Source organism: Pseudoalteromonas sp. Of7M-16, from assembly GCF_022347805.1.
Taxonomy (GTDB): domain Bacteria; phylum Pseudomonadota; class Gammaproteobacteria; order Enterobacterales; family Alteromonadaceae; genus Pseudoalteromonas; species Pseudoalteromonas luteoviolacea_F.
Map to the genome: position 1 here is coordinate 369,395 of NZ_JAKRFY010000001.1, position 22,351 is coordinate 391,745.

Sequence of the window (22,351 nt, forward strand, 5' to 3'; positions counted from 1 at the left end):
GCAAAGAGATTTCATACCTGTTTATGAAGTACAAAGTCCAAGTGTTTACTTGGATATCAATTGTGCGCGCGAATCGCTTTCTATTTTATGAATCAACGACTCTGACCCCTTTGATTATGACCATGCCAATTCACACCACTTATTCATTAAAATCACTAATAATTGGTAGCTAACAACAATATCCATGCTCAAATCAACGATAAAACATTGAAAATTATAGACTTTATATTTGGTGCGCTTATTGCTCAATATGGCTATGCACTTACTGAATAAAATAAGGAACTATGTTATGGACATAAAAACAATAAGAAACTACCTAATGGCAACTGCTATTGTGTGTCAAATCGCCCTTTTAATATGGGAAAGCTTAAATGGCGGTGTCGTCACCCATCACTTTTTAGCTCGAGAGGATATGCCAGGTTTGTCGAATTGGTGGGGCCTTGTGATCTTACCATTTTTGGTATGGATCACCGCTTACAGTATTGAAAAAAGAAGTCAGCATTTACAAGATAATCAGGACCGCTCCAAATTTCATAAAGCGGCTTACATAAGTTTTTTAGCCATGTTAGTTATTAGTATTGCCCAGTCGACTATTTTTAGCCTAGGTTATTCAACCGCAGCACTGTCTATATTAATGGCTATCACATTTATTTCGCTGTTCTTGCCTTTATACCGAATTGAAGCGATTGTCGGTTACGTTTTAGGTGGAGCCTATTTTACAGGCCCTATGATCCCATTTGTTGGCGTGGTGATATTTGTCGTGGTATCTGTTTTTGCACATTTCTGTATCAAACCACTCATCATCCGTTTAAAGGCGCCAAAAACCGCAACGGAATAAAGATATTTAACCGCGTTAGACGCTAGCTTCGTTGGCCACAATCAATGAAGCTGCGATCTTTTTGAAAAGTGTCTAACGCAGAGTGTTTTATGACAAGGCCACTGCGTTTTCATTTTAAATAAAACTCTAAGCCTTTTGAGCTTATTTAAGTGCGGTACAACACTTTAATGATATGCCAACCAAATTTAGTTTTAACCAGCTGCGGAGTAAGTACTTCACAAGAAAAACAAACTTTATCAAATTGAGGTACCATGGTGCCGCGCCTAAACTCACCTAAGTCTCCACCCTTCTTACCTGATGGGCAGGTTGAATGCTTCTTCGCTAAAGTTTGAAACTTTGCTCCTTTTTTTAGCTGTTTGAGAATATCTTCCGCTTGCTCTTTATGCTTTACCAATATGTGTAATGCATGCGCTGTATTGGCCATATGACTCTATGCTCACTGTGTAAATTATTGCACTAATAATTAAATGCAATAATACACCAATACGTTGTGAAAGATGAGCACTAGGATACTAAATCGAAATGAAAGGAATAAAGGCCAAGTTATGGCTTAGTCGTTATTGCAGCAGAAGACAAAAAAGGTCGACCCCTAAAATTTAGCTGCAAATACAATTGACTCCGCATTCATCGCTCCCTTTGATCAGTTTATTATTCCATCAGCACTTTCGTCACCTGCTCTTGATGATTCAAAAAATCCTTTGTAATTGCATAGTGATCAGGATCTTCGTATTTGACTTCACTTATACCTATCTGTGAGAAGTGATAAATTTTTGCCCTTGGGTATACCAACAATACTGGCGAATGGGTCGCCATAAATGATTCTCCGTGTGATTACTGATGCAGAGATTTACCGCCATAGCCACTCTGGCTCCCCACTTCACCCATAAGCGTCGCGAGGTTGTAAAAGCTCTCAGCTCGAAGAAAGTACCCGTCTCTTGGGTGCTTAATACTTTTAGTTGCCTTGAGATACTCATAGAGTGACGAATGGATTTTATGGGTAGTGAATGTTGACTGCTTAGTGCCACCTTCAGCGTTAAGCCCCATAGCCTCCGCAATCGCCTCGATGAGTGTAGACTTACCCGGCTCACTTCCCCCTAAAAAAAGATAAATTCGGAATGAAATTCTAAGTAATCTAGCTCTCTAATCGTAGGAATATTAAAAGGGCAAACCTCGAAACTCTCTATATTGTCACGCTTTATCTGAATTTCTCTGAAGTAAGGAATGTCTGTAAAACTCATACTTTCTGTGCCGTTGCGTATTGTTAGTATCGATGTATGCCAAAACAAGTAATTTTGAACAGAGATACTAACAAAATAAAATTTCTCGCGACTCTATCAATGGGGTCAGAGTCATTGATTAAATTTATGGTTTACACTTGTTGACCTCTTTCAGAGTTGTAGCGCAGATCAAGCTTTGGATATTAAATCATGGCCTCGTGCCAAATATTTTAATAGGATCAGCGACTCTGACTTCTTTGATCACAGTATCAATGGGGTCAGAGTCGTTGATTAAATTTATGCTTTACACTTATTGACCTCGATAAGGATTGTAACGCAACTCACGGTTTGGGTATTAGATCATTGATTCCAGACAAGTGTTTTGAATGGGATCAGCGACTCTGACCCCTTTGATCCTTGAAATTCACAAGACAAGGCACCAGCTAGTAAAAAGTAAATAATCAGATGAACACAACGCAATTTCAAAAGATGCACTACGCTAGTAGTATTGGGCGACAATGATGAGAGACCAATGTACAGGCTCATACTTATTTGGTTATTGCTAGTAAGCCAGGCGTCTATTGCGACAGAAACAATTCGCGTTCGAGGCAGTCAGTCAGAGTATGATAGTACCCATAATTACTATGTGGGACTCATAGAGCTGGCTTTTGATAAACTCAATAAACCAATTAGGATTCAATTTTCACCTTATATGGTGCAGGACAGAGCGCTCTTTGAACTGCAGTCTAATCGTTTAATTGACTTGTACTGGGCAGGTACCAACCAGCAAAGAGAGTCAGAATTGGGCGTGGTGCCCATTCCACTGATTAAAGGGCTACTCGGGTATCGAGTTTTTACTATTCATCAAGATAGTGAACAATTCTTTTCTCAAATCAAATCTTTAAAATCGCTAAAAAATACCACTTTGTGTCAAGGGCAGCACTGGCCTGATACAGACATCATGCTAGCGGCGGGCCTTAGCGTGATCACCAACGTCGTATATGAAAACATGTTTAAGCAAGTCTATGCAGATAGGTGTAAAGCCTTTCCCAGAGGGATCAATGAAGCCTTCTCTGAAGTAGAAAGTCGAAAAAAAATCATGCCTAAGTTAATGGTATTTGATGATGTTATTTTGCACTATCGGTTCCCAATGTATTTTTTTACTCATAAAAACAACACGCAGCTCATTGATGATCTGAAGTCGGGCTTAATGCTGGCAATCAAAGATGGAAGCTTTGATCAATATATCCAAACTCACCCTACGACCAAGCATTTGTTTCCCCTTAGCAAATGGGACGATAAAACGATATTGACCATAGATAATCCGTTTCTACCTAAGTCCACACTGACTGATGATAAAGAGCTATGGATAGAACTCGGTAATAAAAAATAGCGGCCAACTATATGAATCTTAGAGATAGAAGCAAAAGTCGATTACATACGAGCGTAAACAGAGAGTGGAGCATCCTGAAATCGTAATTTAATGGCATGCTTAGCATAAAGCCTTAGAAACGACATCATGCGATTACCCCATCAACTCCGCGCACACTATCTACAAATTAAAGAGCTCAGATATCGATGTAGGTATAGATAAAAAACGACTTAATACTCACTATCGTCACGTGTCAAATCGTCCTACTCACATCGGAGAGCTTTAATGGTGTGACATCGTCGCATATCATTTTTTAACACAATAAGGCTTGTCAGGGACTCCTGATATTGCCAATCTCAATGGGGTCAGGGTTATTGATTTCATAGTGAACGCTTGCTACTCAAGCTTCAATGCGCTGACTCCCCTGATAGAAAGGCTGTATCTAGCAAAAAATTGACACATTAGGTGGATTTGACCTCGAATAAAAATATTTTGCCCACTACTTTCAAGGCCTAGCAAAGTAATCTCGCGCTACGTAGAAAGCTTGGTTTAAAAAATGCATCAAAAACTCACTAAGAAAAAAATTTAAATTGAGTGATGTCACCACCATGAATGAAAGCACAAATACCGTGTATGTATTGAGCGGCTACGCAAAATGCTCGACCACAGATCAAAGTAAATACAAACTCGGCAACAAGCACTCTATCGGCCTGTTAACGACCGATAAAAACTACAAAGATAATATCAACAACCTTAAAACCTTTATCAAAGATTTAGGTTGGGACTCCATCACGTTTTGCATGGTTGAAGAGGTTGATGATATCAATACTTTGTCCAATGACGTTTTGATATCTAGTTTTCAGCGCGCCCAGAAAAATGGCCAGTCATTGGTGGTTAATGACTTGCCTATTACCGTGCACTAGCGCAAAGAGTTTATGACTATGAGCGCAGCGAGAGCACTCTCTTAAAACAATGAAACTGTGGGGTCAGAGTCGTTGATCGTTCATGTTATTTGGGATTACCAACTTCATTTGAACAATGACGATGCGGGCTGTTGGTCATTCAAAGTAAGCAATTAAAGCGAGTATTTTGAAAGGGTTCATATGACTCTGACCCCTTTGATTGACTAACACAAAGGTCGACTACTCTACTCTTTTCCTGAGTACTCATTCGCACGCTTTAAGCTTTGTAAGTCATTAAAACGTACTCCGTGCTGGACCATAATTGGCCGTATTTTTTTGCTTATCAATTGCCGAATATAAAAGGGTTGATTCGGTACAAAGTGATGAATGGTATGTGTACGGCCAAAATCGAAACAAAATAATTGAAAAGGTAAAAACCAGCGACTCGTGATCACATGCGTTTGCTCTAGCACATTACTCACACCACCATAGTAGTGCATTGAAGAAGTAATTAAATTAAGAGAGGTTGAACGAATAATATTTGGTACTATCAGTACCACCATCAAGAACTCAGCAACTGCAAGTAACTCCATTCCCCATGCAGGTAATTCAAATGGGTGAATAAATTGCAGCACATAATAAACAATCACACTATGTAAGATTGCAAAGTAAGCCGTCGCCAGCGGAACACCTGCATTAAAGACCTGAAAAAACTTAAAGTCACGTATTTCTTTACTAAAACGCTTTGAATTGATCAATAAACCCAGCAGCCCATCAGCTACCACAACCGCTCTCAAAAATGGAGACTTAATACCATTACCCACTAGGCGCTCCTCTAAGTCTTGTGGAGTACCAGAGACTTTATGATGATGTAAGTGGATCTTCCTGCGATACCAAGGGTTCACAGTGTTTGGTCGCATCAACCAAACAATTAGCATCATAAAGTTATGTATAAATGGATGCTGATTAAAATACTGCTTGTGGAGCAGGTCATGCTCTAGTTCATGGCCAATAGAAGTAATAAAGGCAACTAAAATAACGCACAGCCACGCAGGCACAACGGCGAAATAATAAAGCGTCACAACGCCAATAAAGGAGCATAATGACAACAGAAAAATCACCATCGCAATGCTGTTTTGCTGCTTAAGAATAGGGTAACGCCCTCTTAGCGATGACTCTTCGGCTTTAATCGCTGTCACTATCGCATTGATATTCTGATTCGCTGTTAATTTTGACATTGATAGCTGTACTAAATAGTTGATATTAGAATCATACCGGAATCAATGGGGTTAGAGTAAACGGTTTTTGAAATTCACGTTACGCCTTCCCCAACGTATCCAGACAAAAGTAGCGGGTCAATTGAAAGCAGGATCGAAATACTCTGACCCCATTGACTTACATCTCGTATTGCTTAAGTATCGTCAGCATATCGCCTGGAATGGGCGCTTTTTGTCCCGTTTTCATATTAAACATCACCACAGTTGCGTACCCTGTTGTACATATTGCTTGCTGTAATTCACTCAACGCCTCGTAGCGCATGGTAAAACGATCTTCTTTGATGTCAGTAATATATGAACCAATATACAAAGTATCAGGAAAAGTCACCGGTCGTTTGTATTGCGCATAAGTATCACGTAGAACCGGGCTATGGCTGGGTTCAGATAAAATAGAAAGTAAGCCTGTTTGTTTTAAAAAATCAATGCGTGCGGTTTCGAAATAACGAAAGTACGACACGTTATTCACATGCCCCAATGCATCCATTTCACCCCATACCACATTAATTTTTGTGTTAATTGCAAACTTTTCGAAAAACTCCTGCATGACCTTATCTCAAATTATGATTATTTATTTTGAGAGTAACAACTCATCGTACCAGCAGCAAGGTGAGTTTGTGCGAAGGGTTTAACTATAGGGAGTTGTCTTATTAATTTGGTATCAAAGTTAAATCGAGAAGATTTGTATTCTAAAGAATCAATTACTCTGACCCCTTTGATTACTCTGACCCCTTTGATTAGGATTGCAGCTGAGCCTAGCACCTCTGCAAAATGACCCCTGACCTCCGTCAGGATGACGAAAGTAAGAACCCCAAAACTCACCCACAAAAAAACCGCCTTAATTTCTTAAGGCGGTTTTCAAATCAAAATCCATGTCAGGATTTTTCCCGACAATCAGATATCAATTACTCTGCATATGTCTCAACAGCTGGACATGAACAGATAAGGTTACGGTCACCGTATACGTCATCGATACGCGTTACCGTTGGCCAGAACTTGTCTTTCGCTACCGCTGGTACTGGGAATGCAGCATAGAAGCGGTCATATGCACGCTCCCACTCGTTGCCTAGTACGTCAGCTTGTGTATGCGGTGCAAACACTAGTGGGTTGTTCTCAACAGACCACTCACCAGACTCAACCTTAGCAATCTCTTTACGGATTGAGATCATCGCTTCGATAAAGCGGTCAATTTCAACCTTAGACTCAGACTCAGTTGGCTCGATCATTAACGTGCCTGCAACTGGGAACGACATGGTCGGTGCATGGAAGCCATAGTCCATAAGACGCTTCGCCACATCCATTTCAGTAATGCCAGATGCTTCTTTAAGTGGACGTAAGTCAACAATACACTCGTGTGCAACACGATCGTTACGGCCGCGATATAGCACTGGGTAGTGATCCGCTAACTTAGCCGTTAGGTAGTTCGCGTTCACAATTGCCATTTCAGTTGCTTGCTTAAGACCTTCGCTGCCCATCATGGCAATGTATGCCCATGAGATAGGTAGAATTGCCGCTGAGCCATACGGCGCTGCAGATACTGCACCGTTGCCCTCTGTGGTGCCCGCAACATTGATGATGCTGTGGTTAGGCATAAATGGCGCAAGGTGCGATTTAACACCGATAGGACCAACACCTGGACCACCACCACCGTGTGGGATACAGAATGTTTTGTGTAGGTTCAAGTGCGATACGTCAGAGCCGATGAAACCAGGACTTGTTACACCAACTTGCGCATTCATGTTCGCGCCGTCCATGTATACTTGACCGCCGTGCTGGTGAACAACATCACATACTTCACGGATAGTCTCTTCGTATACACCGTGTGTAGACGGGTAAGTAACCATGATGCAAGATAGGTTCTCAGACACTTCTTCTGCTTTTGCACGTAAGTCGTCAAGGTCAATGTTACCTTTGTCGTCACATCCAACAACCACAACCTTCATGCTTGCCATTTGTGCAGACGCTGGGTTAGTACCGTGTGCAGAGCTTGGGATCAAGCATACGTTACGGTGACCTTCACCACGTGATTCATGGTATTTACGGATCGCGATAAGACCCGCGTATTCGCCTTGTGCACCTGAGTTTGGCTGTAGTGAAACTGCATCGTAGCCTGTGATATTTACAAGCCAGTCGTGCAGTTCAGTCATCATTGTTTGATAACCTTGTGCTTGCTCAAGTGGACAGAATGGGTGAAGCTCAGCGAATTCAGGCCAGGTTACTGGGATCATCTCCGCTGTCGCGTTTAGCTTCATAGTACAAGAGCCCAAAGAGATCATTGAGTGGTTCAATGCTAAATCTTTGTTCTCTAAACGCTTGATGTAACGCAGCATTTCAGTTTCGCTGTGATACTCATTAAAGTTTGAATGGGTAAGGATTTCGTCATCACGTACCAAGCTTGCTGGAATACCTGTGATGCCGTTTGCCGCAACCTCTGCGTCAAGCGCAGCCACATCAAGACCGTGACCTTCGCCAAGGATAATGTCGAATAATTCTGTGATGTCAGCGCGTGTTGTTGTCTCATTCAGTGCGATTGAGTACTCGCCTGCATGGTTAATTGCAAAGTTCACTTCGTTTGCAACTGCACGTGCTACAACGGCGTTTTTGTCTGCTTCTTCTGCTACAACTGTGATGGTATCAAACCAAGTGTCGTGCTTCAGCGCAACGCCTTTTGATTTAAGGCCAGAAGCCAAGATGCTTGCAAAGCGGTTGATACGCTGTGCAATCGTCTTAAGGCCTTGTGGGCCATGGTATACCGCGTAGAATGCTGCCATGTTCGCTAGCAGTACCTGCGCTGTACAAATGTTTGAGTTCGCTTTTTCACGGCGAATGTGCTGCTCACGCGTTTGCATCGCCATACGTAATGCGTCGTTGCCTAAACGGTCTTTAGAAACACCGATGATACGACCTGGCAGTGAACGCTTGTACTTGTCACGTGTTGCAAAGAATGCAGCGTGTGGACCACCGTAGCCCATAGGTACACCAAAACGCTGTGCAGAACCAAGCACCACGTCAGCACCTAATTTACCTGGCGCTTTTAATAGCATTAAGCTCATGATGTCGGCCGCAACACAGGCAATCGCTTTTTTGTCTTGTACTTGTGCGATAAGGTCTGTGAGGTCTACCACTTCACCAGATGTTGATGGGTACTGGAATAGTGCACCGAAGATTTCGTGGTTTGCAACGTCACTTGCAGGCGCTACAACTACGTCAAAACCAAACTGTTCAGCACGGGTGCTTACTACGTCAATTGTTTGAGTGTGTACGTCATCTGCAATGAAGAAAGTATTTGCTTTTTTCGCTTTTGCTACACGCTTAGCCAGGGCCATTGCCTCTGCCGCTGCTGTAGACTCATCAAGCAAAGATGCACTTGCCAAATCTAGGCCTGTCACATCCATAGTTAGTGTTTGGAAGTTAAGAAGAGACTCCAAACGCCCTTGTGCGATCTCTGGCTGGTATGGCGTATACGCTGTGTACCAACCTGGGTTTTCTAACACGTTTCGTAGAATAACATTAGGCACGTGTGTTGGGTGATAACCTTGGCCGATGTATGATTTAAATACTTTGTTTTGGCTTGCTACTGATTTTAGGTAGCTAAGCGTTTCAACTTCAGTACGGCTTTCACCAATCTTAAGACCTGTTTCTAAACGAATAGAGTCAGGTACCGTTTGACCGATCAGCTCTTCAACACTTGATACTCCAAGCTCAGCAAGCATCTCGCTTACTTGTGCGGCATTCGGGCCGATATGGCGACGAATAAAGTCTTGCTTTTGCTCTAATTGTTCAAGAGATTTGGCGTTTGACATTAGTCCAGATTCCTATGATCCAAATAAAATGGGTGTTCCTGCATTGATGCCTGACATTTTTGCCAGACAAAGGCCTTGGTAACGCAGTCACAAATAATGCTTTGAACGTTAACCAAACCAAAGCGGTTTGATTTAACAACAAAAGCCCCAAAAAATGGGGCTTTTAATCACACAACGAATTAGTCTTCGTCGATTGAGTTTTTGTAACCTTCGTGGTCAAGTAGGTTTTCAAGCTCTGACTCGTCAGACGCTTTAACTTTGAATAACCAACCGTCGCCATATGGGTCGTTGTTAACAGATTCTGGTGAATCTTCTAGCTCTTCGTTGATTTCAACGATAGTTCCAGTGATTGGTGCGTAGATATCAGAAGCCGCTTTTACAGACTCAGCAACTGCACAGTCTTCGCCAGCATCTACTTCGTCATCAACGTCAGGTAGGTCAACAAATACCATGTCGCCTAGAAGCTCTTGTGCATGCTCAGTAATACCTACAGTGAATACACCATCGCCTTCGCTGCGAACCCATTCGTGTGAAGATGCGTATTTTAACTCGCTAGGAATGTTGCTCATTTTTTGTTCCTTTGGTCGTTTTAGTTGGGCAACCGCCCATAATTCTACTCGTTACAATGATCTTAGATCACTGACTTACCGTTACGTACGAAGCTAGGCTTCACAACTTTAACGTCTACTAGCTTTTTGCGCATTTCAACTTGTGCAGTTTCCCCAGTTGAACGAGGAACACGTGCCAACGCCACGCTAAAACCTAAAGTCGGAGAGAATGTACCAGAAGTTATAACACCTTCGCCACCTTCTACGATAACTTTAGAGCCACCGCGCAATACACCTTTGCTTTCAAGCACCAAGCCAACCAGCTTATCAGTGCTCTTATCAGCACGTTGTTGCTCAACTACTTTACGGCCAATGAAATCACGATCTTCTGGTTCCCAAGCAATGGTCCAAGCCATATTAGCAGCCAGTGGAGAAACCGTTTCATCCATATCAGAGCCGTACAAGTTCATGCCCGCTTCTAAACGTAGCGTATCACGTGCACCTAAGCCAGCCGGACGCACACCTGCGTCCAGTAATTGCTGCCAAAGTTCTGCTGCATCGTCGTTATGAACGACGATTTCGTAACCTGCTTCACCAGTATAACCGGTTGTTGCAATGAATAGTTTTCCAGCTTGAACACCAAAGAATGGCTTCATGCCTTCAACTGCTGCACGCTGCTCATCATTTAAGATAGTCGCTGTTTTTTCTTTTGCATTTGGGCCCTGTACTGCAATCATTGCGTACTCTGGACGCTCAGTGACTGTCACTTCAAAATCAGCGGCCACTGCACCAATGTGTGCAAGGTCTTTTTCACGCGTTGCAGAGTTTACAACTAGACGATAATCCGTTTCTGTGAAGAAGTAGATGATAAGGTCGTCAATAACACCACCTTGCTCATTCAACATGCCAGTATATAGCGCTTTACCAGGCACAGTCAGTTTTGCAACATCGTTTGCTACAAGCTTGCGTAAGAATGCTTGTGCGTCAGCACCTTTAACATCCACAATGGTCATGTGCGATACGTCAAACATACCCGCATCTTGACGTACTGCGTGGTGCTCTTCGATTTGTGAACCGTAGTTGATTGGCATTTCCCAACCGTGGAAATCAACCATTTTAGCGCCTGCTTCTAGGTGCTTAGCATGTAGTACTGTTTTAGAAGTCATACTTGTCCTTCACTTTTTTGTGTTATGTAAGTCACTTTAGGTGCTTTACATATAATCGAGGTAAAAACCTCGAAGGGGTTAATCTTGAGCCGGTGACCAGCTCAAATGCACGGAATTAATTTACGCAAAAACCTTCTGCGCTGAGCTTTTTTTGCCACGCTGAAAGTGGGTCTTGCTGCGCGATAAGTTGATGCTGCTGTACACCATCTTGCAGTAAAGTTGTGATGAATACATCACCACTTTGTTTGCCATAACAAGCCTGTAGGTCAGAAATGCCTATGCCAGGTGTGAGCGAAAAGTTCGTTAATAATGAATCAAATGCAGCATTTCCACTGAGCTGTGCGATAACTAGGTCTTCTCGACGTACAAGTTCAATATCGTACTCGTGCTCATGCTGTTCAACTAACGCTTGTAAGGTTAGTGCAGCGTCTTGATCCAAAATAAAGCGATAAGCTGTCTCACTAAAGTAGTAAACCGCATAACGGTGACCATTGGCAAATGTGCCTTGAATACCAAGCCCAGGCGCTATCAACTTATTTAAATTGATCCCAAGCTCTTGATTAAGGAAAGGCGTCGTTTCAAAGCCACTAAAATCTAATACCACTTGACCTGCCAGTGCACTGTAAGCATTCTTTGCTGGTACAGTCCCTTGACGGTGTTTGGCAAAAATTATCGGAGAAAACGTCATACAACCACCTTAGTGAAATTAAGATGGACAAAAGTATAGGGTGGCAGATAACCAACAACAAATTGTAATTATTTATCAATTGATAAATAATATTAATGTATTCAAGATTTATAAATAGCTTTTTTAAATATGAAGAACTTATCAATTGATGGCCTACGGACACTTGTCACGGTTGTAGAGGTCGGAGGTTTTGCAAAAGCAGGTGAATTGCTCGGCTTGTCCCAACCAGCGGTAAGTTTGCAGATCCGGCGCCTAGAAGATTTACTTGGATGTAAATTGTTTAAAAAACAAGGCCAGCGCCAAGTGCTCAATCAATACGGCGAGCTACTCCTGCCACAAGCAAAGCAGATGTTGCAATACAATGATGCCATTTTGCAGCAATTTACATCTGAAAGCGTCACGGGTCGTGTGCGCTTAGGGATCCCCAGTGAGTTTGCCGCACGAATTCTACCTGCCATCATCGGCGATTTTGTGTCTCTTTACCCAGATGTGGCTTTAGAAGTGAAGTCAAGATTAAGTAAGCATTTACTCTCAGTATCAAGGCAAGATCAATTTGATTTGGTTTTGGCGTTAAATGAAGAGTTAGAATCTGTAACCCACCCAATATTTATGCGCGATCAACTGGTCTGGGTTGGCGACTTAACCCTTGCCAAAAAAGATGTCATCACCTTAGTCACCGCGCCGGAGGGCTGTATTTATCGACGTCGTGCCATTGAAGCGCTGCAACAGAGCGGCCGGCCTTTTCGCATCGTATACAGCAATGCAGACTTAACCGGCCTGACTGCGGCGTTAAACGAAGGATTGGGGATCACGGTTTTGGCCAAAAACACCGTACCAAGTGAATTGTCTTATCAAGAATATACCCCTGACTTACCGATGCTTGGCGAAATAGGGATCAGTTTAATTAAAAATACTCAGGAGTCTGCCCATGCAGTAAACAAACTCGCTGAGTTTATCGCGTTACGATTGTCGTAACGCAGCAACTTTACTGCCCTACAGCCTGCTTTACAAACAGGTTTTTGATCGGGCCTAAGTTATCAACTAGGCTCAAGCCCAGGCCTCGGATGAGCTTTTTCGCCGGGTGTGCACCTTCAAATAAATCTTTGAGGCCTTGCATCATAGCTATATGCTTTTGTGCATCCAATTTACGCGCTCGTTCGTACTCCCTGAGTACTTTGTGCGCAGCAAATTCCTGACTTTGCTCACCCAGCGCTTGAATTAAATGAGCTGCATCTTTTAAGCCTAAGTTCATGCCCAAACCCGCAAGTGGGTGAATGGTATGGGCAGCATCCCCCATTAATACTACGCGACCTTTTAACCATTGCTGTGCATATCGCATGGTAAGTGGAAACACCGCTCTGTCACTTTGTACTTCACACAGCCCACATTGCATATCTATAGCGACAGATAACGACTTATTGAATTCGCTAGGGCTTTGCGCCATAAGCTGTTTTGCATGCTCAGGAGACGTCGACCAAACAATTGAATGCATAGTCTCTTCGCGCAATGGTAAAAACGCCAATGGGCCTGTTGGTAAAAATACCTGACGCGCCGTATGCTGATGGGTACAATCTGTTTTGACCGTAGCTACAATTGCATGGTGGTCGTAATCCCAAAAGCTCAGCGGCATATCAAATAACTTACGCACCCCAGAGTTTGCGCCATCGGCAGCCACCAGCAGCTTGCTCATCACCGGCATACCTGACGCTAAGGTGATCAATACGTCAGTATCGGTTTGATGAATCGTTTGATAGCGACTTTCAAACGCCAGCGTGACATGTTCAAATGCTTGTAACTTATTGTACAGTGCGTAGCGAATACCATCGTTTTCAATGATGTGACCAAGCTCGGGGAGCTGTAAAGCTTGCGCATCAAATGCTATTTTGCCAAAGCTGTCCGCATCTCTGACATCCATTGCGGTATAAGGTGTTGCTCTACTGGCAAAGATATCCTGCCAAACATCCAGTGATTCAAATAATTGCTGACTGGCAAGACTAATCGCACTCACCCGCACACTGTAGTCTTCAGTTAATGGCTGTGGCGCAGTGCCAGCGTCAAGCACCATCACTGAAATACCTTGTCGTGCTAAACCCAATGCCAGCGTTAATCCAATACAGCCTCCACCGACTATACATACTTGCACTTGCTGCATGAGAGCTCCTCTATTGCACTCGGCCCATTAGCTGTCTAGCCAATGGCATTTTTAAATTGGGAAACAGACTGATCATCATCAAGCCGCAACTACGTCCAAAAGCGATACTGCGAGACTCGTTAGAAAATAGCCTCACAAGGCCATCAGTCAAAGTCATCACACGCCCGATGTCTTGATCTCTGGCGACTTTATACGCATGGGTAAATCCATGATCACCCCAGCTATCGAGCGCTGTTGCCTGTAACTGTGTGACTAAACATTGAATATCACGCATACCAAGGTTAAAGCCCTGACCAGCAATCGGGTGAATGGCGTGAGCGGCATTACCTATCACCACCACTCGATGATGCACCACACTAGAGATACGGCCATGAACCAGCGGATAACGACTGCGTGTACCCACCGCTTCAAACAGGCCGCCACGATAGCCAAACTCTTGCTGTAGACGCATTAAAAACTGACTATCATCAAGCGCTAAGACTTCCTCAAGCGCACTTTGATTCATGCACCACGCTACCGAGAAACGACCTTCGCTCATCGGTAACAGCGCAATAGGCCCCTGTGATGTAAAACGTTCAAAAGCTTGACCCTGATGCTCAGGCGACACTTTCACATTGGCAATTAATGCCCCTTGCTCATATGGAAAGCTGTCAAACTCGAGATTTATTAAATCTCGTGTCGGTGATTGTGCCCCATCGGCAACCACCAGCAGTTTTGCCTGTAATTTTACGGCTTCATCACTATCGAGTGTCACTTCAACACAGTCTAAATGCTGCACTAGTGAGTTGACCTTTGCAGGACAAAACAAAGTAATGTCTTGGCTTTGCAATTGCTGGTGCAAGAATTGACCATATGGATTCACTTCTACCACATAGCCCAGTGCATCAACTTGATACTCTTGAGGTGTGATCGACGCTTTTCCAAAATGGCCTCTATCAGACACATTGACCTTTAAGATTGGCTCGGCAAAAGACCAGGTTTTATTAAAGAGGTTAAGCTGGCTCAAGTAATCAACGGATTGCTCAGCCAGCGCTATGCAGCGATCGTCAAAACTTGGGTGGCTTTGCGCTTTAGGGGCAAATGCTTCCACCACAGCTATACGGCAGTTGGGAATTTGTTTTTTAATACTGACGGCAGCAGTGGCACCTGCCATGCCACCACCGACAATAAGTACGTCGAATTGTTGCAAGCCTGATACTCCCAATTCTTGCAGTTAGGCTTTTTGCATCAGCGCTTCAATCTCTGCTATCGATTTTGGCACATCAACAGTTAAGTTTTCATGGCCATTTTGCGTGATCAGTAAATCATCCTCAATGCGCACGCCAATGCCTTTGTACTGTGCTGGTACTTCAGCATCTTCATCGAAATATAAGCCGGGCTCAATGGTCAAGACCATGCCCGCTTCAAATGGTCGATCTGCTTCATCCAGCTTATACTCGCCAACATCATGCACGTCTAAACCGAGCCAGTGACCTACACCATGCATATAAAATGCTTTGCAAGCCTGTGCTTCGATCAACTCGTCAACGGTGCCTGAAAGGATACCCAGTTCAATTAGGCCTTCAGTTAAAACACGCACAACCTGTTTGTTGGCTTTAACTAAAGTACCACCCGGTTTCACTTCTTCAAATGCTGCCAATTGCGCTTTGAGTACTAAGTTATATATCTCAGTTTGCGCCGCGCTAAACTGACCACTAACCGGGAAAGTCCGTGTTATGTCAGCAGCATACCCTTCCAATTCACACCCGGAGTCGATCAAGATCAAATCCCCCGACTTTAACGCATCACTATTTTCAGTGTAATGCAATATATTGGCATTGTTACCTGAGCCAACAATGGTGCCATATGCTGGGTAGCGGGCGCCATTCATTGCGTAGTGGTGGTGTATTTCAGCTTCTAATTGATATTCAGTGGCGTCAGGCTTAGCAAATTGCATCGCTCGCACATGCGCCTGTGCGCTAATTTGTGCCGCCTTGCGCATCACGGCAATTTCATTGTCTGACTTAAACAAACGCATTTCATGCACCAAGGGACGGATATCCTTGATGGTTTCTGGTGCTTTATAGCCTTTTTTCGGCGCACCGCGCAATGTGCTTAACAAGCTCCACACCTTGTCATCAAATAGGGGGTAAGTTCCCTGACCAAAGTACAAGGTTGCACAGCCATTCACCAATGCTAACAATTCGTCATCTAAGTCAGTTAAAGCATAAGTTTCATCCATGGCAAACTGGGATTTGGCCATTTCAAAGCCCACTCGTCTGCCATGCCAGATCTCGGCAAGTTTGTCTTTATTACGGCAAAATAAGATAGTACGGCCACTGCCTGCTTTATCTTTATGTAGTACCAGAACGGCATCCGGCTCTTTGAAACCCGTTAAGTAAAAAAAGTCGCTGTCTTGGCGAAATGGAAACTCAGTGTCGCGACTGCGGGTAATTTCAGCAGCCGCAGGGATAATCGCCACCGCATTGTTATCTAGGCTGTTTAGCAGTCGCGCGCGACGTGCTACAAACTCTTCATTTTTTATCATAATTAGTGCACTGTTTTTGATGTTGCGCCATTTCCTTGCTCTCTGCCCATCTCTGCAAAGCATAAAAGCGCAGAAACACGAATATACTCGACCACTTCATGAAATGCTTGTTGGTCTTCCTCTGTATCATCGAAATGCGTATCAAGCTTAGTGATCTCACTGAAGTCACTGATCACTTCTTTTACATCATCAGACAACTTACCATAGTCTTTCTGCTTTAGACCAAAGCCAAGCAAAAACCCTGAAACCCAAGAAACTAACGCGTTGGCTTGATCGATAAGTGCTTCATCGCCATTTGGCAAATAGACTTCAAAAGTGTGTTCAGGATCATTAAAACGCTCTACCACAAGCTTGTATAACTCTGCTAAAAACCCTTTAAGTTCAACACCGAAAGCTTGGCCGTCATTGAATACATCACTGAGCAAACCTAAGTATTCTTTATCATCAATACTCAAGCCACAGGCCAAAATGCCACTAATGGTGCCATGAACTTCTGCTGGTGCGACAAAGATGCCGTGTTTTTCGAGTAGTAACTGTGCTTGCTGGTAATCTTTTAATTCGATCATAAGGCTTAATTCTCATTCACTTGATAAGGTTAATGCTAACATTCGAAGTATAGCAACTACAATGCATTGTCTTATCTGTAGGGAAAAAACCCCACAGTTCTAGCAGTTTGCCAACAAATACATAGATAGTTTTCGAACATAGAATGTAGGTCGTGTGTATGGAAAAAAAGCAAAAGTTGAGCAGCCAATACTCAGTAGATGATTTTGCCAGCAAATAAGTAAGATTTTTTCATTTTATGGTTTAAGCATTCGGTGTTGTCTTATATACTAAAGTTGTTCCCTAGCTCGCCGGACAGTGGATTATGTCCCTGAGCCGATAAACTTTTTTTAGGAATGCAGTTTATTCACTTTTGCGCAAGCTTGGCAGGTACCGAGAAGCCTACGGTGGGTTGTTGCCTTCCGCCTTGAACCTTAGGGTTCAAGGACTTACATCCGCATCCGCGCAGCCGGGGACACCTTAATCTGCCATCAAAACCCGCATAAAGTCCGCCTGACTTATTCCTTTTTCCGAATACATAAAAAAACCCACAGAACATCATCCTATGGGCTCACTATTTACACTGATTTTCTATTGTCTATATAGATGACTTACGCTTCACTGGCTGCGCATACATAGACAAAACAAACTCTTTTAGCTCGTTTGGAAGTGTCTCAATATTTTGCTTGAAACGCTCAGTTTCTTCACTGCTGCTATTTGCTTGTTCGCCCGCTGCTAAATAGTTTGTTGAATGCAAGTAATAGTTATCAATGATTTGCTTGTCGATGATTTGCGCCAACTCCTCTGGCGTTTCAAAATCATCCTCAATTGGTGTCCCAAATGCGACATGGACATTGCCTTTATCAGCGCTAAATCCATCAATGATACTCTTGATATCTTCGCCTTCTTCCTTTTGATACTCACCAAACTGCTGCTTGTGATACAGCTCTTTGGCTTTTGCCAGTGCACATGGCTCGTATTGATAAGAAATTGATACTGGCACTACCTTTAGCTTTCGCACGTAATCAGCAAATGGTTCTTTTAAGCGCCTGCCCTGAAGCTGCAGCATTTTTAATAGTGCAGGGTCGGTATAGTCAATACCATCTTTTGCACGGCCTTCTTTTTGCGCAATCCAAATCGAATTACCTTCTTGCAGTGAGTCATAAATGTAACCTGATAACTGCGACAGCGCTTTGAGCATTTCTTTTGGCGCTTTTGCTGAGCGCTTTACAATAAAGCTCTTATTCAAGCGCATCAACTCGGTAATATAAGGGACTTGCAACAAGTTATCACCAATTGCAATGCGTACCGTCGGTAAATTGTTCTGGTGCAATCCCCAGTTAACCAACGCGGGATCTAACACGATATCGCGGTGATTAGAAATAAACAAATATGCGGCATTTTTATCTAAACGCTCAAGCCCAGAATAGGTAACTTTGGAAGTGGTGCGCTCAACCAACATAGACAAATATTGCGCCACCTCATTTTGAACCGCTTCAACATTATTGACAGTTTTCCATTTAGACTTGAGTCTCGCTTTTACCAAAGGCCTGCTAATAGCGGCAAAAGACGCTATCCATTTTGGTAGGTTATGTTCGGCAATAACATCTAAAAACTGTTCGTCGGCCAATAGCCTGTCTAGGGCCGCGGGCACTTCATCATCATTATAAGGTCTGATATCTGCGTATTTATCCACTAAATTACTCTTACTGATCTAGGCGTGTGACAAAAAAACGGCCTATTCTATCTCGCTCTTTACCCGGATGCTAAGAATATCAAGTCTGACCACACTAGGTTGTCAGACGTTGTTTGAAATCTTTCGCGAATAAACGCAGCATCAACACCGCAAGTAAAATGGCACAGACTTGACTCAGCCAACTTGGCAATACTTCATGCTGATGCCCTGCCATTGCGGCCACTTCAAAACCAAATTGCAAAACGAGATAGTCCGTTAAAAAACCAAACAAAATAGCGACTCCAATCACAGCTGTAATATATGCAGCTACAGCTCGACGTCCTAGCTCTTTTGCAACCACCCCAATGGTCGCTACATTTGTTGCAGGCCCCGCTAACATAAAGACTAACACTGCTCCCGGCGACACCCCAGCGAGCAGCAGTCCTGCAGCAATAGGCGTCGAAGCCGTCGCACAAATATACATGGGAATACTGATCAATATGACCACTATCATGGCCAATATACCGTTACCCCATTGAGCTAAAAACTCGGTCGGTACATATGTTTGGACTAATGCTGCGAAGAATATACCAATTAGAAGCCAAACCATAGTATCAGATAATAGCTTGTTACAACTAAATTTGACTGCTTGCCAGAGCTTGGTAGGCAAGCCGTCCTTGGGTTTGCTTTGAGAAGAGCAGCAAGCACTTACTTCTGATTGGTCTATTTTATCTTCTCTAGAGCAACAGTTGGTCTGATGATCCTGCTCAATGTGTTCATGACTGTGCGCACCAAGCTGTTTGGTTGGGCTACTTTCAGTGCTACAGCAAGTTGTTACAGGTTCCGACACTTGCTCAGCGCAAACAGGTGCAGCTTCCGCGACAGCTCCCTGTTCCTGAGAACAACAAGAAACTTGGGGTTTAGGAGTCGCTTGCAAAGCTTTAGAGCAACACGACGTCGCTTGTGGTTGCTTATCACAATGCTGCGCGTTCCCAGACAACTCAGTGCTGTCTCTGCCAACCAATAACCCCGCCGTGATCGCGCTGGCTACCGCAGCAATTGGTCGAATAACAGCCATAAAAGGCCCCAACATAGCGTACGATACAGAAATAGAATCCACGCCGGTTTCTGGCGTTGACACTAAAAATGCGGTAGTAGCACTTTTCGACCCACCCGCGCGTCGCAACCCAATGGCAGCAGGGATCACACCACAGGAACACAGTGGCATAGGCGCACCGATCAATGCCGCTTTAACAGTCGTCCACAATCCCTCTTTACCTAAATGACGTTGTAAAAAGTCTTTTGGAATAAATACATTAAGTAAACCAGCCAGTAATAACCCCAGCATCAACCAAGGTGCTGAAATTACAAATAATTGCCAAAAGTTACTGATGAGTGTCATCTAAATCCTCCAGTGCCGTTAAAATTGAACAGGCGTTTGCGGGTTCATCACCACCACAACATTGATCAGCGAGTAAAGTCAATGAACGTTCAAACATACTCAGCTCCGAAATTTTTTCACGAACCCAATCTCGCTTTTGTAAAGTCAGGGTTTTTACTTCTTCACAGCGATATAATTGTTTATCAATCTTGATACTCAATAATTCTTGAATATCTTTGAGATTAAACCCGACTTCCTTTGCGCGAATAATAAACCGCAGCCTATCAACTGCCTGTTTATCATATAGACGATAGCCCGCCGCACTTCTTTCATTGGCAACCAATAACTCTTGTTGCTCGTAATATCTCAGCGTATCCGTTGACACGTCTAACAACTTTGCAAGTTGCCCTATTCGATACATCGCCATAGTTATCCACTCAGTTAACACGATAAAGTCAGCTGACGCTCTTAAGCCCGTGCAACCTGTTAGCCACAATAAATCAAATTTAAGTGCTAAAAGTGATACACTGGCGTTTGCTATTTGCTGAACGCACACACATGAACTCTGCAAATGGTGTCGTGAACGAGCGCGTTTAATGCCCACCAATTAAGTAGGCGCTAAAATTCACCGCCACCATTTCGTCAATTTCATCACTAATAAAGAGTATAAACCTTGGAGTTAACTCCAAAGTCAATAACGAGATAAAAATATGAATATTGTTGTTTTGGATGCCGCTACTTTGGCCGGCGTCGACCTTTCTCCACTTCACGAATTTGGCACTGTAACCACCTATGAGTACACCAGCCCCTGTGAGGTCGACAGCCGCATTCAACAGGCAAATATCATTGTCTCTAATAAAGTTCAGTTGAATAGTACTCACTTTGCAATAGCACCTGAATTAAAGTTAATCTGTGTTGCTGCCACAGGCACCAACAATATTGATCTGGTCGCGGCAAAAGACGCAGGCATTGCTGTCACTAATGTTGCCGGATACTCAACCCCTTCTGTCGTTCAGCACACCTTTACCTTGCTAGGTAACCTCATGAGCAATATTCATCGCTACGCCGCAGATACCAAACAAGGTACTTGGCAAAAAAGCAAAATGTTTTGCCGTCTAGATCACAGCATTAATGATATTGCCAATAAACGTTTTGTTATCGTCGGCTATGGTAACCTTGGCCAAGCAACTGCTAAAGTCGCTGAGGCATTTGGTGCCAAAGTGATCATTGCTGAGCGCCCAAATAGCAAAGCAACACGTAATGGCCGTATGGCATTTGAAGATGCAATGAAGATCGCTGATATCGTTTCAATTCACTGCCCACTCACACCACAAACTGAAGACTTGTTTAACGTTGAGACACTTTCACTGTTGCCAAAACACGCCATTCTTATCAATACAGCACGTGGCGGCATTGTCAATGAGCAAGCTCTCGCTGATGCACTCGCTAACAATCAAATCGCCGCAGCAGGTGTTGATGTGCTTTCGGTTGAACCTGCCGATGCCGATAATCCATTGATCAAGTATCAAGGCGACAATCTAATGTTGACCCCACACACCGCATGGGCCAGTCAAGAGTCAATCACCCGATTAATTCTTGGTATCGCTGAAAACATCACCAGCTATTTGAATGGTGGACAACATAACCGTGTAGTTTAACCCGACAAACGCACTGCATTTTAGGCCACTCAATAAAAGTGGCTTAAAACACCACATTTTATTCATTATTGTTACTATTTAGTGTAAAACTCATATCCACCCTTCCAGAAAAGCCATAACCCATTGATTTTTAAACACAAAAAAACTGGCAAAACAATTGCTAAAGTTAAGGTAAGTAAAAAATAGGATAAAACTTGATGATGACTGTACACATCAGGTCATGAGGATAACACAATGAAAAAATTACTTGTTGCTACTGCGCTTTTAAGCACTACATTACTGTCTGGTTGTATCGTTGCCGTGTCTGACGGTGAAATGCGTCACTACAATAGCTGGCCTGCAAAACACCAAGAAAATAGAGATAAGATCAGCGAACTCGCTCTGGGTACTAGCTATAAAGAAGTCACTAAAGAATTTGGCACGCCAGACTTCAACGAAGCAGTATCAAAAGACGGCCACACATATCAGGTCCTGTACTTTGCTACAAACAGAAAACACGCTGATGGTCAAATCACCAAAGACGAATGCACACCATTGGTGTTTAAAAACAACCAACTCGTTGGTTTTGGTCAGTCGGCAGTAGACACTTACCTGTAATCAATTATTT

Annotated in this window: 22 protein-coding genes and 1 other RNA gene; 7 read left to right on the plus strand and 16 right to left on the minus strand. The window is 43.3% G+C overall.

From position 1 onward, the window contains the following. Positions 1 to 289 precede the first annotated feature (289 nt). Positions 290 to 838, plus strand: coding sequence for a hypothetical protein (locus tag MHN81_RS01675; RefSeq protein ID WP_239424880.1), 549 nt, complete (start codon positions 290 to 292; stop codon positions 836 to 838). Positions 839 to 983: 145 nt separating this feature from the next. Here the strand turns inward: MHN81_RS01675 and ppiC are convergent, their stop codons facing one another. The 3 genes from ppiC to MHN81_RS01690 all read right to left on the minus strand — a co-directional run bounded on the left by ppiC (position 984) and on the right by MHN81_RS01690 (position 1,882). Beyond that, entirely contained in the window at positions 984 to 1,262 is a 279-nt protein-coding gene (gene ppiC / locus MHN81_RS01680; RefSeq protein WP_023400837.1) for a peptidylprolyl isomerase PpiC, read from the minus strand. A gap of 224 nt (positions 1,263 to 1,486) precedes the next feature. After that, on the minus strand, positions 1,487 to 1,651 hold the full coding sequence (locus MHN81_RS01685) for a hypothetical protein (RefSeq protein ID WP_023400836.1): 165 nt from the start codon (positions 1,649 to 1,651) through the stop codon (positions 1,487 to 1,489). Positions 1,652 to 1,669: 18 nt separating this feature from the next. After that, a complete protein-coding gene (locus MHN81_RS01690) occupies positions 1,670 to 1,882 on the minus strand; it encodes a hypothetical protein (RefSeq protein WP_023400835.1) in 213 nt (70 codons plus the stop codon). A 705-nt stretch (positions 1,883 to 2,587) separates the two neighbouring features. Here MHN81_RS01690 and MHN81_RS01695 point away from each other — a divergent pair. Together MHN81_RS01695 and MHN81_RS01700 are read left to right on the plus strand one after the other, a co-directional pair. After that, positions 2,588 to 3,448, plus strand: a complete 861-nt coding sequence (locus MHN81_RS01695) for a hypothetical protein (RefSeq protein ID WP_023400834.1) — start codon at positions 2,588 to 2,590, stop codon at positions 3,446 to 3,448. Between the two features lie 587 nt (positions 3,449 to 4,035). After that, complete coding sequence (locus MHN81_RS01700) at positions 4,036 to 4,350, plus strand: hypothetical protein (RefSeq protein ID WP_023400833.1); 315 nt, start codon at positions 4,036 to 4,038, stop codon at positions 4,348 to 4,350. Between the two features lie 224 nt (positions 4,351 to 4,574). Here MHN81_RS01700 and MHN81_RS01705 read toward each other — a convergent pair whose 3' ends face one another. From MHN81_RS01705 to MHN81_RS01730, 6 genes are all read right to left on the minus strand, one after another. Next, positions 4,575 to 5,567 carry a fatty acid desaturase gene (locus tag MHN81_RS01705; protein WP_239424881.1) on the minus strand — a complete coding sequence of 331 codons (993 nt, stop codon included), beginning with the start codon at positions 5,565 to 5,567 and terminating at the stop codon, positions 4,575 to 4,577. 157 nt (positions 5,568 to 5,724) lie between these two features. After that, the gene (locus tag MHN81_RS01710; RefSeq protein ID WP_239424882.1) at positions 5,725 to 6,150 is read right to left on the minus strand and encodes a thioesterase family protein; all 426 of its coding nucleotides are present in this window, start codon (positions 6,148 to 6,150) and stop codon (positions 5,725 to 5,727) included. A 358-nt stretch (positions 6,151 to 6,508) separates the two neighbouring features. Next, a complete protein-coding gene (gcvP, locus tag MHN81_RS01715) occupies positions 6,509 to 9,406 on the minus strand; it encodes an aminomethyl-transferring glycine dehydrogenase (RefSeq protein ID WP_239424883.1) in 2,898 nt (965 codons plus the stop codon). Positions 9,407 to 9,585: 179 nt separating this feature from the next. After that, positions 9,586 to 9,975 (minus strand): glycine cleavage system protein GcvH, encoded by a 390-nt coding sequence (gcvH, locus tag MHN81_RS01720; protein WP_023400829.1) that lies wholly within the window; start codon positions 9,973 to 9,975, stop codon positions 9,586 to 9,588. 62 nt (positions 9,976 to 10,037) lie between these two features. Then, a complete protein-coding gene (gene gcvT / locus MHN81_RS01725; RefSeq protein ID WP_239424884.1) occupies positions 10,038 to 11,120 on the minus strand; it encodes a glycine cleavage system aminomethyltransferase GcvT in 1,083 nt (360 codons plus the stop codon). Positions 11,121 to 11,235: 115 nt separating this feature from the next. Next, positions 11,236 to 11,808 (minus strand): hypothetical protein, encoded by a 573-nt coding sequence (locus MHN81_RS01730; RefSeq protein WP_023400827.1) that lies wholly within the window; start codon positions 11,806 to 11,808, stop codon positions 11,236 to 11,238. A 129-nt stretch (positions 11,809 to 11,937) separates the two neighbouring features. On the opposite strand from MHN81_RS01730, the gene MHN81_RS01735 reads away from it, so the two are divergent. Beyond that, positions 11,938 to 12,783: a LysR family transcriptional regulator gene (locus MHN81_RS01735; protein WP_023400826.1), complete on the plus strand. Its 846-nt coding sequence runs from the start codon at positions 11,938 to 11,940 to the stop codon at positions 12,781 to 12,783. 10 nt (positions 12,784 to 12,793) lie between these two features. Here the strand turns inward: MHN81_RS01735 and MHN81_RS01740 are convergent, their stop codons facing one another. Genes MHN81_RS01740 through MHN81_RS01755 form a run of 4 tightly spaced genes read right to left on the minus strand, consistent with a single transcriptional unit; the run spans position 12,794 to position 17,053 of the window. After that, entirely contained in the window at positions 12,794 to 13,960 is a 1,167-nt protein-coding gene (locus tag MHN81_RS01740) for an FAD-dependent oxidoreductase (RefSeq protein ID WP_023400825.1), read from the minus strand. A 10-nt stretch (positions 13,961 to 13,970) separates the two neighbouring features. Beyond that, on the minus strand, positions 13,971 to 15,149 hold the full coding sequence (gene ubiH, locus MHN81_RS01745) for a 2-octaprenyl-6-methoxyphenyl hydroxylase (protein WP_275446902.1): 1,179 nt from the start codon (positions 15,147 to 15,149) through the stop codon (positions 13,971 to 13,973). 24 nt (positions 15,150 to 15,173) lie between these two features. Beyond that, positions 15,174 to 16,487, minus strand: coding sequence for a Xaa-Pro aminopeptidase (pepP, locus tag MHN81_RS01750; RefSeq protein ID WP_239424885.1), 1,314 nt, complete (start codon positions 16,485 to 16,487; stop codon positions 15,174 to 15,176). A 2-nt stretch (positions 16,488 to 16,489) separates the two neighbouring features. Continuing rightward, the gene (locus tag MHN81_RS01755; protein ID WP_023400822.1) at positions 16,490 to 17,053 is read right to left on the minus strand and encodes a UPF0149 family protein; all 564 of its coding nucleotides are present in this window, start codon (positions 17,051 to 17,053) and stop codon (positions 16,490 to 16,492) included. A gap of 274 nt (positions 17,054 to 17,327) precedes the next feature. On the opposite strand from MHN81_RS01755, the gene ssrS reads away from it, so the two are divergent. Then, positions 17,328 to 17,510: non-coding RNA, 6S RNA (ssrS, locus tag MHN81_RS01760), on the plus strand. A 118-nt stretch (positions 17,511 to 17,628) separates the two neighbouring features. On the opposite strand, the gene MHN81_RS01765 is transcribed toward ssrS, so the two are convergent. From MHN81_RS01765 to zntR, 3 genes are all read right to left on the minus strand, one after another. Beyond that, on the minus strand, positions 17,629 to 18,726 hold the full coding sequence (locus MHN81_RS01765) for a 1-acyl-sn-glycerol-3-phosphate acyltransferase (protein WP_023400821.1): 1,098 nt from the start codon (positions 18,724 to 18,726) through the stop codon (positions 17,629 to 17,631). Between the two features lie 94 nt (positions 18,727 to 18,820). Further along, on the minus strand, positions 18,821 to 20,107 hold the full coding sequence (locus tag MHN81_RS01770; RefSeq protein WP_239424886.1) for an SO_0444 family Cu/Zn efflux transporter: 1,287 nt from the start codon (positions 20,105 to 20,107) through the stop codon (positions 18,821 to 18,823). Beyond that, positions 20,091 to 20,507 (minus strand): Zn(2+)-responsive transcriptional regulator, encoded by a 417-nt coding sequence (gene zntR / locus MHN81_RS01775; protein WP_036976883.1) that lies wholly within the window; start codon positions 20,505 to 20,507, stop codon positions 20,091 to 20,093. The genes MHN81_RS01770 and zntR overlap by 17 nt, the downstream gene beginning before the upstream one ends. 289 nt (positions 20,508 to 20,796) lie before the next feature. Here zntR and MHN81_RS01780 point away from each other — a divergent pair, with 289 nt between their 5' ends. Continuing rightward, positions 20,797 to 21,744: a D-2-hydroxyacid dehydrogenase gene (locus MHN81_RS01780; protein WP_023400818.1), complete on the plus strand. Its 948-nt coding sequence runs from the start codon at positions 20,797 to 20,799 to the stop codon at positions 21,742 to 21,744. A gap of 234 nt (positions 21,745 to 21,978) precedes the next feature. Beyond that, entirely contained in the window at positions 21,979 to 22,341 is a 363-nt protein-coding gene (locus tag MHN81_RS01785; protein WP_023400817.1) for a DUF3192 domain-containing protein, read from the plus strand. Positions 22,342 to 22,351: the final 10 nt, after the last annotated feature.